The organism is Pseudoxanthobacter sp. M-2 (assembly GCF_046156265.1).
Taxonomy (GTDB): domain Bacteria; phylum Pseudomonadota; class Alphaproteobacteria; order Rhizobiales; family Segnochrobactraceae; genus CAMDHY01.
In genome coordinates this window covers 243,378-255,814 of the sequence record NZ_JAWDIR010000046.1, presented here as the reverse complement: position 1 = coordinate 255,814, position 12,437 = coordinate 243,378, and the positions used below count along the sequence as shown (strand labels likewise).

Genomic DNA, 12,437 nt, shown 5'->3' with positions numbered 1-12,437 from the left:
TCTCAGCCGCAAGGCGGCCGTCGCGGGGCCGCGGTTGGCGCTAGCCGTGTTGCCCGTGATCCAGTCCGCATGACCAACTGTGCAGGGTCTTCGGCCCTGTCAACGGCCCCGTTCCCCTCCGAGCCCTCCGTTCACGGCCGGAGCTCAAGAGGGAGGCCCGGGACCCCGTCAGGGGCGCCACGTCGGCTTTCCCTTGGGCTTTCCCTTGGACGTTCCCTTGGGCTTTCCCTCGAAGGCCTTCGGGCCCCGGCCTTTCGGTGGGCGCTCGCTCTTGCCCTGCCCCCACGGCTTGACCTCGCGCGGCGCCTCGCCCGCGGGCTTGCCGTGGTCCGCTCCGCCATCGGCCGGTTTTCCCGGCACGGGGCCCTTGCGGAACTTGCGTCCGTGGGCGGGCTTCTCGGACGGCGGCAGGGCGCGCGGCGGCTTGCCGTGGTCGAGGCGCTTCGCGTGGCCCGCTCCCGCCGGCGGGCCGGGCAGCGGCTCGATGACCACCTCGTCGCCGTCCAGCTTCTTGACCGCCTTGAAGCGGTCGGCAGCGGCGAGGCTGACCTCGAAGGCCGTCTCCTCGTCGAAGATGCGGATGACGCCGATGTCCTTGCGCGTCACGTTCCCGCGCCGGCAGATCAGCGGCAGCAGCCATTTCGGATCGGCATTGTTGCGGCGGCCGATGTTGAGGCGGAACCAGGCACTGCCGACGCCCGAAGCGCCGCCGAAATCCCGACCGGCGGCGAGGTCGCGCGCAGCCCGCGGCTCGCCGGGATCGGCGACCTCCTCCGGCGCCGGCAGGCCGGCCCGGTAGAGGCGCACCAGCGCGGCGGCGAGGTGCTCGGGCGAATGCGCGGCGAGCAGCGCGAGGCCGGCGCTGGCGTCCTCCTCGTTCGGCTCCTCGGCGATCACGGCATCGTGCAGCATGCGCTCGTGGTCGAGCTTGCGGATGTCTTCGGAAGTGGGCGGGCCCGACCAGGAGGTCTCGATGCCCAGTTCCCGCATCAGACTTTCCGTCCGGCGCCGGCGGAACGGCGGCACCAGCAGCACGCTGACGCCCTTGCGGCCCGCCCGGCCGGTGCGGCCGCTGCGGTGCTGCAGGCTTTCGGCGTCGTTCGGCAGGTCGGCATGGATGACGAGGCCGAGGTTCGGCAGGTCGATGCCGCGCGCCGCGACGTCGGTGGCGACGCAGACCCGCGCCCGCCCGTCGCGCAGGGCCTGCAGGGCGTGGTTGCGCTCGCTCTGGCTCAGTTCGCCGGAGAGCGCCACCGCGGAGAACTGCCGCTCCTGCAGCATCGCGTGCCGGCGCCGGACGGCCTCGCGTGTGTTGCAGAAGACGATGGCGCTCTGGGTGTCGTAGGAGCGCAGCACGTTGACGACCGCATGGTCGACCTCGGTCGGCACGACGCGGATCATCCGGTACTCGATATCGGCGTGACCGCCTTCGCCGCTCGCCACCTCGATCCGCAGCGCGTCACGCTGGTAGCGCTTGGCGAGCGTGGTGATGGCGCGCGGCATGGTGGCGGAGAACAGCAGGCTGCGCCGCTCCGGCGGGGTGGCGTCGAGGATGAACTCGAGATCCTCGCGAAAGCCGAGGTCGAGCATCTCGTCGGCCTCGTCGAGCACGGCGACACGCAGTGCCGAAAGGTCGAGGCGGCCGCGTTCCAGATGATCGCGGAGGCGGCCGGGCGTGCCGACGACGACATGGGCGCCCTGGTTCAGGAGCCGCTGTTCCTGGCGCGGATCCATGCCGCCGACGCAGGCCACGATGCGGGCGCCGGTCGCGGCAAAGAGCCAGGCGAACTCGCGCTGGACCTGCAGCGCCAGTTCGCGCGTCGGCGCCACCACCAGCGCCTGCGGCACCGTCGCGGCCTCGAACGTCTCGGAGACGCCGAGCAGCGTCTCGGCCATGGCGAGGCCGTAGGCGACGGTCTTGCCGGAGCCGGTCTGGGCAGACACCAGCAGGTCGCGACCCGACGCCTCGGGCGCCAGCACGGCGAGTTGCACCGGCGTCGGGCTGGTGTAATCCCGCTCGGCGAGGGCGCGGGCGAGCGCCGGGTTCGTCGTCATGAAGGGCACGGCTGGTTCCGCCTATCTCGCAGGATCGTCAGGCGTCGAGGGGGAGCCGTCGGAAATGTCTGTGGGACGCTTACTTAGTGGGCTGGCAGTCGACACGCCACAGCCGCCGGGGTGCGCTTCTACGGCGCATGGCGTCGCTTTCGTCAAGCTGCCGCCAGAGATTGCCGGCGGCGATGGCCGGGCCGGCGTCGAACGGCCACCGGGCACCCTCGACGACATCGCCCGACGCCTGCGCTGAAGCGCGTCGACGAGGGTCGTCATTCTGCCCCCGACCGGCATCTTCCGGTTGCGATCGAGCCGCCGGCGGCTATCGTCGTCCCTGGAGCTGGCGCTGACGAACACCGGCATCCGATGCTCTCAAGCAGGAGAAGTGATGCCGCCTGCCGTCCCCGACGCCGGAGCGCCTCGTCGCCTCAAGATCCATTCCGCGGGCTGGATCGCCGCTCTGGTCATGCTTGTCGCCGTCGTCACCACCGCCGCAGCGGCCGATCGGAAGGCGACGGTTCCTCTCGCCAACCTGGAGGAGCTTTCGGCCTGGACCCCCGAACAGGCGCCGTGGAATGCGGCGCGGCAGCCGTTGCGGCCGCGAGCCGCGGCTTCTCATCCGCTCGCCGACCTCTGGGTGTCCCGCACGCCGCGCCAGCGCGCCAAAGGCGGCGTCATCGCCATGCACGACATGGGGGCGGGCTATCTCCCGGAGCAAGACCGCTTTCCCGGTGGAAGCCACAACAAGGCCCTCTACCGCTTCACCCACTGGCAATACATCGACACCTTCATCTACTTCTCCCACGCCCGCGTCTCCTATCCGCCGCCCGGCTGGACCGACAGCGCGCACCGCAATGGCGTGCGAAGCCTCGCGACCTTCAACATCGAGGGGGAGAGCGGCGAGAGCCGTGCCGAACTCCGCGCGCTCCTGGACGACGCGTCACGCCGGCGTGCCTATGCGCGGAAACTCGCCCGGGTCGCCCGCGCCTATGGTTTCGACGGCTATCTCGTGAACATCGAGACGGAGCTTCCCGGCAATGCCGAGCGCAAGCGGCGGCGGGCCAAGTCGCTGCAGCGGTTCGTCGCCGAGCTCCGGCGCGAGATGCGCAAGGTGACGCCCGCCGCGACCGTCATCTGGTACGATTCGATCGTCCGCTCCGGCAGGCTGCGCTACCAGAACGAGCTCAACGTGCAGAACGAGCCGTTCTTCGCCGCGGCCGACGGCATCACCGTCAACTACGACTGGAGCCCGCCCTATGACGCGGGCTCTCCACAACACTCGGCTAAGGTGGCGGGCGACAGGGCCCGCGACGTCTATTCCTCGGTGGACGTGTTCTGCCGGGAGAGTGAACGCGAATACTGCGGCTTCCGCTCCTTCCTCGGCGCCCGCGCGGCGTTCCGCGGCGGCACGTCCTTCGGCGTCTTTGGACCGGCGTGGACCTACGAGGGGGACGGCGCGAAGCCGGACCGCAGCAACTTCGTCGGGCGCGACCACCGCTTCTGGATCGGGACCGATGGCGAAGCGGTGCCCCGCCGCGGCATCGCCGAGTTCGTCGCCGCACGCCCCATCCCGCACGCGCTGCCGTTCGCCACGCACTTCGACCAGGGCTTCGGCACCGCCGTCTACCGCGACGGCGCGGTTTCGAAGCGTGGAGCCTGGGGCAACGTCGGTCACATCGACGTCCTGCCGACCTGGCGCGACGTCGCCATGGCGGGAGGCTCGGGATTCCGCGCGGCGTTGACCACCGACGCGGCGTTCGAGGGTGGCAGCAGCTTCCGCGTCGCAGCGGACGGACGGGCGACGGGCTACACGCTGCGGCCACTGTTCCGCAGCGCCTTCGCCGGTGTCGAGACGGTGACGTCGACGGTGCGCGAGGACGGCCTGCAGGCCGCCATCATCATCGTAGCGGCCCATCCGGAAAAGCCGGATGCGCCTGAGGTCCTGGTGCTGCTGCCGCCGGGCAAGGACCGCGCTCCGGCCCGCGTCCGTTTCGGCCTGAGCGGCAAGGCGAAGGTCGTCCGTCTCGGACCGGAGCGGACGAAGCATCTGCACGGCTGGTCCCGGCGCAGCTACTCCATCGGCGCCACACTCGAGGGGCGGACGATCGCCGCGATCGGTATCCTCGCCTATCCGGGAGCGAGCCCCGGGGCGAAACCGAGCGTCCTTCTCGGAGAACTGGGCCTGCGCTGAAGCCCGCGGCGTCTGCCCGAGGGCGCCCGAAACGACCGTCCTCTCGCCCGTCACAGCGGTTGTACCGTGCAAGCGGCGCGCGCCGTGGCTAAAGTGGCAGTTACCCTCCGATCTCCCGACCGCTCCTCCCGCGCCGTCGGCCCCACCGCAAGACCGGATCGATGATCGAAATCCTCCTCATTCTGTTCGGCGGCGAAGCCACGCGTCGTCGCTGGTGGCTCGTCGCCCTCGTCGGCGGACTCTGGATGGCGCTCGGCGCGTACTTCTTCATCAACGCCTTCACCGCCGAGCAGCGCATCAACCCCGTCTGGTTCGCGCTGCCCTTGCTGGTCGACGGCGTGCTGTCGTTCGCCTCCGCCTTCGGCAAGGCGGGGGCGGGCAAGCGGCTCAGGTTCGGCAAGGCCGGGATCTTCATCCTGATCGGCGTCCTGATCATCGGCACGGCCGGTCGCGGCGAGATGATCGTCGGGCTGCTGGTCGGCACCTTCCTCGTCGTCGACGCGGGCTGGCGTGGCACCAGCGCCTATATCGTGCGCTACCCCGGCTGGCGGCGGATGATCGGGTTCGCCTGCATCGAGTTCCTGCTCGGCCTGTGGTCGTTCCTGCCGTGGCCGACGCACTACCAGGGCGAGGTCGGCTCGGACGTCGGCCTGCTCCTGATGATCTCGGCCGCCAACATCTGCTGGATGGCCTGGCGCCTCGCCAGCCTGAGGCCCGGCCAGCCGATCTCGCGGCCCGTGGCGCAATGGGTGGGCAGCGAGGACGGCCCGCCGCCGCCAACGACGGCCGCCCCTCGGACGGCGGCGACGGTGCACGTCTGGACGCCGACGGGGGCGCTCACCTCCCTCGACCACACGGTCAGCCGCTACGTGGCCGCTCGGGACGAGAAGGGCATGATCTCCACCGGCCATGCCGCCATGGAGGCCCGCGACATCTACATCAGCCACTATCCGGCGGTGGAGATCGAGCACGACAGCGACGACTTCCGCAGACTTTTGCGGGCGACGGTCGAGAACGACGTCGCCGGCCATTTCCAGCCGAGCTACGCCCAGGAGAGTGCCGGCTGGTGCCCGTCGACGATGCAGGTGCGGGTCGACGGCATCGACTTCGCCGCCCTGCAGCGCTTCTGGAGCGCCTACAGTGCGGACAGGACCTACAACCTGACGCACCGCAACTGCTCGAGCACGGTTGCCACCGCCCTCGATGCCGGGCTGGAGGGCGTGTTCGCGCCCTACATCAACTCGCCGGTGTTCATCGCGCGCCTGCTGATCAGCCCAGAGCTCTGGGTCGCGGCGGAGTTGCGGGCGCGCGCGCGGGCGATGGCCTGGACGCCCGGGATCGTGCTCGACTACGCACGGGCGCTCGCCTACCTGCTGGCGCTGCCCGATCGCCTCGGCAGGGTGCCGTCCCGGCGGGACACCGGGACGGCCTGAGTGACGGAAGCATCAGGCCTCGTGCCGGACGACGCCGTTCATCATCGTCATCGCGACGCGGGCCGCGTAGATCTCCGCCTGCGGGACCTCGAAGATGTTGCGGTCGAGCACGATGAGGTCGGCGAGCTTGCCGACCTCCAGTGAGCCGACCTTGTCGTCCAGCCGGATCTGGCGGGCGGCACCGAGGGTGTTGGCGCGCACCGCCTCCTCGACGGTGAGACGCTGGTCGGCCGGACTCAGCACGGGCGCGTCCGGCCGGCCGACGAGTTGGCGCGTGACGCCGACCTGGATCGAATCGAGCGGCCTGTAGGTCGAGAAATAGCCGGCCGCCGGCCAGTCGGTGCCGAACGCGATGTTGCCGCCGGTGTCGAGCACCACCTTCGGGCGATAGAGCTTGCTCTGGCGCTCGGGGCCATAGCGCTCCAGCATGTTCTGCATCGTGTCGGGGTCGGCCGACATCCAGTTGGCGGAGAACTGCGCGGTGACGCCGAGCTCCGCGAAGCGCGGGTTGTCGCTTTCCTCCACATAGACGAGGTGGGCGATGGCGTGCCGGCGGTCACGCGGCGGGTTCGTGGCGATCGCCTTCTCGATGGCATCGAGCGCGGTGCGGGCCGTCCGTTCTCCGCAGGCGTGTACGTGGACGTCGTAGCCGGCCGCATCGACGGCGCCGATCATCTCGTGCCATTGCTCTTCGCTGAATGGCGAGGCGCCGATGAAATCGGGCTTGTCCGCGTAGGGCTCGAGCAGCCAGGCCGTGTAGCCCTCCTGCGAACCATCGCCGACGATCTTGACGACATCGACATTGACGAGTTCGCTCGAGACCCGGCTGCGGACGTCTTCGAGCTCCTCGACGATCTTGTCGATCGGCGGCGTCTTCACCGAATAGGAGGCGACGACGCGGAACGGCAGCGCGTCGCGCTTCTCGATCTCGGTGTAGATGCCGATCACCGAAGCCTGGTCGTTGCCGACCGGCGGCACGCCGGCGTCGAACACCGAGGTTATGCCGGCGGCGGCGGCCTTCGGCAGCCAGATCTCCACCAGCCGGGCCATCGCCTCGGACGTGATCGGATCAACGGCATTGACGAGGCCGAGAACGGCATTCACCTCGAGCACGTAGCCCGTCGGCACGCCGTTCACGTCACGCGCATAGTAGCTGAAGCCCGGGATGGGATCGGGCGTGTCTTGCTTGACCCCGGCCATCTCCAGGGCGCGGCTGTTCGCCCACAGGCTGTGGCCGTCGATCGAGAAGAAGAAGGCCGGTCGGTCGGGCAGGATGCTGTCGAGGTCCGCCCGCGTCGGCCCCTCCGGCGGAAACATGTCGACGCGCCAGCCGAAGCCGCGAATCGGGCCGTCCGGGTTCTCCTTGGCGTAGCGCTCGATGGAGGCGAGCGCCTCGGCCAGTGTGGGATACTGCAGGTCGACACCCGCCGACATGAAGGCGCCGAGAATGGGATGCATGTGACCCTCGACGAAGCCCGGCATCAGCAGCCGGCCGCCGAGATCGACGATGCGCGTCTCAGGTCCGACGAGGGCCATGGCACCGGCCTCGTCGCCGACATGGACGAGGGTCTTGCCACGCACCGCGACGGCCTCGGCCCGCGGCTGTTGCTCGGACACCGTGTGGATGACGCCGTTGCGGAAGACGAAGTCGGCCGGAGCGTCGGCCTCGGCCCCCTGCTGGGCGAAGGCTTCCGTCGCACGGAACACTGGCGCCGCCGCCACGCCGGCCGCCGCCAGGGCCCCCGCCCGCAGCACCTGCCGCCGCGAGGCGACGACTCCGGATGTCCCATAGCCGATGAAGTGCTGCCCCCACGCACACGCCAAGCACATCGAACGCCTCCCCACTCCGATACGGCGCGCATCTCCCTTGTGGGCGCGCCGAACACAACCTGGCTTCGCTTCAGGACAAAAGGCAATGGCCCCGTGGGGATAGAGGCAGGCAATGACGGGTTCGTCGTCAACGTCGATGGAATGCCGGGGACGCTGCGAGCGCTCAGGATCGGCTGCGGGCGTCGGCTTCCGGGGAGACGTTTGCTGGTGCGCTCATTGGCTCGAACTCGTGGACGCCGGCCGTTTCTTGAAGGCGAGCGTCACAGCCCGCGGCGATCAGGCACACGCTTGTTGACATGGTATATTGATATCAATACAACTTGGCCATGGACGATTTCCGAACCATCGGCTCGCGGTGTCTGGCGCTTCATCTGCGGCGCGCCGCACGGCGCATCGGGCGGCTCTATGACGAGGCGCTGCGACCGGTCGACCTCAACAACGGCCAGTTCTCGCTGATGGCGATGCTGGCGGCGAAGGACGACTGGACGATGCAGTCGCTCGCCGATGCCCTCGGGCTCGACCAGAGTTCGCTGAGTGCCGCGGTGAAGCCGCTGATGCGGCGAGAGTTGATCCAGGTCTCTGCGTCGGCGGAGGACCGGCGCGTCAGGACACTCGGATTGACGCCGACCGGTCGGGCCTTGGTCGAGGAAGCTCGGCCGCTATGGCACGGCGCGCAGGACCGCGCCGAGAGCTTGCTCGGCGCTCACGCCCCCGACGACATCCGCGCCGCCCTGCGGTCGCTGGCATAGAAGGGCGCGCGCGGCGATATCCACGACCAGAAACATTGATATCAATTCAAATACCCGTCTGCGTCTCGCCACGCTGGCTCACGCCCCTTTCGCGCTTGGCACCGTCGCGACCCTGCAGATCGCCCCGTCCCCCGCTTTCCCACCTCGACCGGAAGGAACCGCGCCATGACCATCGCCACGCCGACCCTGTCGCCGCCGGATACCCGCGGCATCACAATCGCCCTGTTCCTGACCGGCTCCGTCTGGGCCCTCGCCGTCGCCGTCCTTGCTGATCGCGGGGTGTTCCTGGCGATGCCGATGCCGGCGATCGCCCTTCTCGTGGCGGTCGGCATCCTTGTCCCGACCGCCGCCTACTTCTTCAGCCGGCGACTGCAGGGCTATATCGAGGAGATCGGCCTCTACCCGCTCACCGTCCTGCACATCTGGCGGATACCGGCGGCGCTCGCCTTCTTCGTCTATGGCCTCGCCGGGCAGTTGCCGACCCTGTTCTGGGTGCTGGCAGGCGTCGGCGACCTCGTCGCCGGCCTCTATGCCTGGAAGCTCGCCGTCTCGAAGCCAGACGCCGCCGCCTATCTGCGCTTCCACCTGTTCGGTTTCTCCGACTTCTTGGTCGCGGTCGGCACCGGTTTGACCTTCACCCTGCTGCAGGATCCGAAGATGGCGACGATCGGTGTGCTTCCGCTGGTGCTGATCCCGCTGTTCGGCGTCGGCATCTCCGGTGCGACGCACCTGATCGCCTTCGATCAGCTTCGCCGTTCGCGCCGCCTGCCCTCTTCCGCGATGCCGCCGACGGAGCACCAATCCGCCATGCGGTCAGGCCGGCGGTGATCCGGGTCCCTTGCCGCCGGTCTCCGCCGCCATCGTGAAATAATGGTCCTCCACCTCGAACCCCAGCCGGCGGTAGAAGGCGATGGCGGCGGTGTTGCCGCGGTGGACCTCGAGCTTGGCGAAGGTGCAGCCGTTCGGGGCCTCGCGCGCCAAGGTGGCGTCCATCAGCGCCCGGCCGAGCCCGCTGCCCCGTTCGGACGGATCGACATAGAGGTCCTGCACGAACACGCCGGGCCGGCCGCGCCAGCTCGAGAACGCATAGGTGTAGAGGCAGAGGCCGACGGGACGGTCGCCGCGCTCCGCGATCAGGCCGTCGAACAGGCGGAGGCCGGTCGGGCCGAAGCGCCTCAGGCTGGCGAGGTCCGCGAGCGGCACGAAGCCGGGCTTCAGGTGGTGGGCGAGTTTGGCGAGCATCTCGACGATCGCGGCGAGGTCGGCCTCCTCCACCGGGCGGATCGTCGGCGCGGCGTCTGTCTCGGGCACGTCCATCCCAGTCTCCCCGTCTCTTCCGGCCGGCCGCCGTCCTGCCCTGGCCCGCCAGGTCCAGTCACCGCGAGCGTCGCTGAGCGGCTCGACCTGCCGGGTTGCGGTGGCCCCTACCGTGGGCGGCCGGCCGTTCTGCGCCGTTACGGCTCCATCTTCAACAGGCCCTCGGCGAGACGGCGGAAGGCCTCGACGGCCTTGGCGAGCACGGCGGGGGGATCGTCAGCGGCGGCGATCCACAGGGCGGCGTTGAGGGCCGCACCGTTGAGGAGGCGGGCGGCGGCCTCCGCGTCCACGGACCGGATGGTGCCGGCCTCGATGAGTTCCTCGATCGTTTGCGCGGTCGCGCGCAGGCAGGCGCTCTGGTTCGGCCAGCGCGACGGGTCGCCGAGCACGGCCGGCCCGTCGAGCAGCATGATGCGCTGGATCTCCGGCTCGAGCGCCATCTCGAGATAGGCGATGCTCTCGTCGAGAAGCCCCTGCCACGGCGTCGCCGCCCGCTCGCGTGCGGCGCGCATGCGCACCAGGATCTCTGCGTCGAGCTGGTCGATGACGGCCTGCAGCAGGCCCTTCTTGTCGCCGAAGTTGTGGTAGAGCGCGCCCCGCGTGAGGCCCGCCTCGGCGGTGAAGTCGTCCATGGAGGACGCCGCATAGCCCTTCTCGGCGAAGGCCTTGCGGGCGGCACGCACGAGCTTGCCGCGCGTCTCCTCGACCATCTCCGCCCGCCGTTTCGCGACCACGCCCGCACCTCGGAACTCTGCATACGCGTCGTATGCTAGTTGACATACGCAGCGTATGATGGATTATGCCGGCATCCGTGGACGCCAGCAAGGCCCGCTTCGGCCGGCCATCCGTGGCCAGCCATCCGCATCACGCCCGGAAGATGGGCCGTACGACACCAACCGCTCGTCCCCCGCCGGCAGGACGACCGCGCGCCCTCGCGCGGGCGGTCCACCGCATGCAATTGGAGACCACACCGATGACCAAGCGCGACGCCGTCTTTCCCGCCGGCCGGCAGGCCCTCTACGAGATCAACCGCTACTCGGCCGCCGTCCGCTCCGGCGGCTTCTTGTTCGTGTCCGGCCAGGTCGGCAGCCGCGAGGACGGCTCGGCCGAGCCGGACTACGAGAAGCAGGTCCGCCTCGCCTTCGCCAACCTCAACGCCGTGCTCGCGGCCGCCGGCTGCACGTTCGACGATGTCGTCGACGTGACGAGCTTCCACACCGATCCGGCCGCGCAGTTCGAGACCTTCATGGCGGTCCGCCAGGAGATGATCGGCGAGCCGCCCTACCCGAACTGGACCGCCCTCGGCGTCACCTGGCTCGCCGGCTTCGACGCCGAGATCAAGGTGATCGCGAAGCTGCCCGAGGCAGCCTGAGCGACGGCATCGGGCGACATCGCGCCGTGGCGCGACGGCCGCGCGGCGATGCCGCCGCAGCCGGCCTCATCCCATCAGCAGCGAGCGGTGGGTGGCGATGCCCGCCATGGCGCCGTCGCCGACCGCGAGCGCAACCGAGCCTGCCGGCCGCGCGGCGTCGCCGCCGGCGAAGACGCCCGCCACGCTCGTCTGCTTCATCGCATCGGTGACGATGAAGGGTCCTGTCGGCCCCTCCTCCAGCATGCAGCCGAGATCATGGGCGAGCGTGCCGTTCGGCCGTGTCCGACCGGCGGTGAACAGGCCGGCAAGCGCCACGACGCGGCCATCGGCGAGCACGACGCTCGCAGCGTCGACGAGATGCGAGACGGGGACTGGCTCGACCCGCACACCGCGCGCGGCGAGCTGCTGCATCTGCTCGGCGGTCGGCTCGAAGGCGCCGTTGGTGAACAGCGTCGTCGGCCCCCACTCCGGGATCAGCATCGCCTGGTGCATCGACAGCTCGCCCACCGCGAGCACGCCGAGCGGGCCGCCGCCACGCTCATAGCCGTCGCAATAGGGGCAGTTGTAGACGCCCTTGCCCCAGCGCTCGGCGAGCCCCGGTACGTCGGGCAGAGTGTCCTCGACGCCGGGGGCGAGCACGATGCGGCGGCCGGTCGACGTTTCGCCACCGGCGAGCGTGACGGTGAAGCCATCTGCGGTGGCGGCGGCGCCGGTCGCCTCGTCGGCCACAAAGCGCACGGTCGGATAGGCGAGCACCTGCTCGCGCGCCTTCGCCGCGATGGCGCCCGGCTCCCAGCCGTCGTGGCCGAGGAAGCCGTGGGCGTGGGCGGTGAAGCGGTTGCGGCGCCGGCCGGCGTCGATCACCAGCACGGACTTGCGGGCGCGGGCGAGCTGCAAGGTGGCGGAAAGGCCGGCATAGCTGCCGCCAACGACGATGACGTCATGGATCATTGGGGGTCCTCCGAGGACGCGAGGATGGGAGCGGCGCGGTGCGCGGCGAAGCGGCGGGAGAACTCCGCCGCAAGCGAGGCGAGCGTCACCGCCTGGAAGCGCGCGAGCAGCAGCGCCTCGGCGGCCCGGAAGGCGTCGTCCAGCACGGCGTTGACCGACTGCTCGACCAGGCAGGCCGGGCGGTCGTTGTGGTTGCCGATGGCGAAGACCGCCGGCTCGCCGAGCACGGCATGGACGTCGCGCAGCGTCACGGTCGCGAGGTCGCAGGCGATCGACCAGCCGCCGCCCGGCCCCTTGCCGGAGCGCACAAGCCCCGCCTCGCGCAGGTGCGCCATCGTCCGCCGCACGACGACGGGATGGGTGTTCATGCAGACCGCCAGCTGCTGCGAGGTCATCGGCGCCTCGGCGTCGGCCATGTGCAGGAGGGCGTGCAGAACGGAGGAGAGGCGGCTGTCACGGTTCATGTAACATTCGTTATTACGAATTGCCGGCGGCCGTCAACCGGCCGGCGCCCGCGGGAACGGAAGCCGTCGCCTCCCACCTGG

At 70.1% G+C, this 12,437-nt stretch carries 11 protein-coding genes; 5 read left to right on the top strand and 6 right to left on the bottom strand.

The annotated features are described in order from the left end of the window. Positions 1-168: 168 nt before the first annotated feature. A complete protein-coding gene (locus RUR49_RS24085; RefSeq protein WP_409149004.1) occupies positions 169-2,055 on the bottom strand; it encodes a DEAD/DEAH box helicase in 1,887 nt (628 codons plus the stop codon). Between the two features lie 382 nt (positions 2,056-2,437). Between RUR49_RS24085 and RUR49_RS24080 the strand changes: the two genes are divergently transcribed. Together RUR49_RS24080 and RUR49_RS24075 are read left to right on the top strand one after the other, a co-directional pair. Then, a complete protein-coding gene (locus RUR49_RS24080) occupies positions 2,438-4,240 on the top strand; it encodes an endo-beta-N-acetylglucosaminidase (RefSeq protein ID WP_409148987.1) in 1,803 nt (600 codons plus the stop codon). 161 nt (positions 4,241-4,401) lie between these two features. Then, entirely contained in the window at positions 4,402-5,673 is a 1,272-nt protein-coding gene (locus RUR49_RS24075; RefSeq protein ID WP_409148986.1) for an HdeD family acid-resistance protein, read from the top strand. A 12-nt stretch (positions 5,674-5,685) separates the two neighbouring features. Here RUR49_RS24075 and RUR49_RS24070 read toward each other — a convergent pair whose 3' ends face one another. Further along, positions 5,686-7,503, bottom strand: coding sequence for an amidohydrolase (locus RUR49_RS24070; protein ID WP_409148985.1), 1,818 nt, complete (start codon positions 7,501-7,503; stop codon positions 5,686-5,688). 326 nt (positions 7,504-7,829) lie between these two features. Here RUR49_RS24070 and RUR49_RS24065 point away from each other — a divergent pair, with 326 nt between their 5' ends. Both RUR49_RS24065 and RUR49_RS24060 read left to right on the top strand, forming a co-directional pair. Continuing rightward, entirely contained in the window at positions 7,830-8,252 is a 423-nt protein-coding gene (locus tag RUR49_RS24065) for a MarR family winged helix-turn-helix transcriptional regulator (RefSeq protein ID WP_409148984.1), read from the top strand. Between the two features lie 165 nt (positions 8,253-8,417). Beyond that, a complete protein-coding gene (locus RUR49_RS24060; protein WP_409148983.1) occupies positions 8,418-9,080 on the top strand; it encodes a permease in 663 nt (220 codons plus the stop codon). Here the strand turns inward: RUR49_RS24060 and RUR49_RS24055 are convergent. Then, the gene (locus RUR49_RS24055; protein ID WP_409148982.1) at positions 9,066-9,569 is read right to left on the bottom strand and encodes a GNAT family N-acetyltransferase; all 504 of its coding nucleotides are present in this window, start codon (positions 9,567-9,569) and stop codon (positions 9,066-9,068) included. The two genes, RUR49_RS24060 and RUR49_RS24055, sit on opposite strands and share 15 nt — an antisense overlap. A 137-nt stretch (positions 9,570-9,706) precedes the next feature. Next, the gene (locus tag RUR49_RS24050; RefSeq protein WP_409149003.1) at positions 9,707-10,279 is read right to left on the bottom strand and encodes a TetR/AcrR family transcriptional regulator; all 573 of its coding nucleotides are present in this window, start codon (positions 10,277-10,279) and stop codon (positions 9,707-9,709) included. Positions 10,280-10,542: 263 nt separating this feature from the next. Here RUR49_RS24050 and RUR49_RS24045 point away from each other — a divergent pair, with 263 nt between their 5' ends. Next, positions 10,543-10,941, top strand: a complete 399-nt coding sequence (locus RUR49_RS24045; protein ID WP_409148981.1) for a RidA family protein — start codon at positions 10,543-10,545, stop codon at positions 10,939-10,941. Between the two features lie 66 nt (positions 10,942-11,007). Here the strand turns inward: RUR49_RS24045 and RUR49_RS24040 are convergent, their stop codons facing one another. Then, positions 11,008-11,892, bottom strand: a complete 885-nt coding sequence (locus RUR49_RS24040) for an NAD(P)/FAD-dependent oxidoreductase (protein ID WP_409148980.1) — start codon at positions 11,890-11,892, stop codon at positions 11,008-11,010. Then, positions 11,889-12,356: an Rrf2 family transcriptional regulator gene (locus tag RUR49_RS24035; RefSeq protein WP_409148979.1), complete on the bottom strand. Its 468-nt coding sequence runs from the start codon at positions 12,354-12,356 to the stop codon at positions 11,889-11,891. The genes RUR49_RS24040 and RUR49_RS24035 overlap by 4 nt, the downstream gene beginning before the upstream one ends. Positions 12,357-12,437 lie beyond the last annotated feature (81 nt).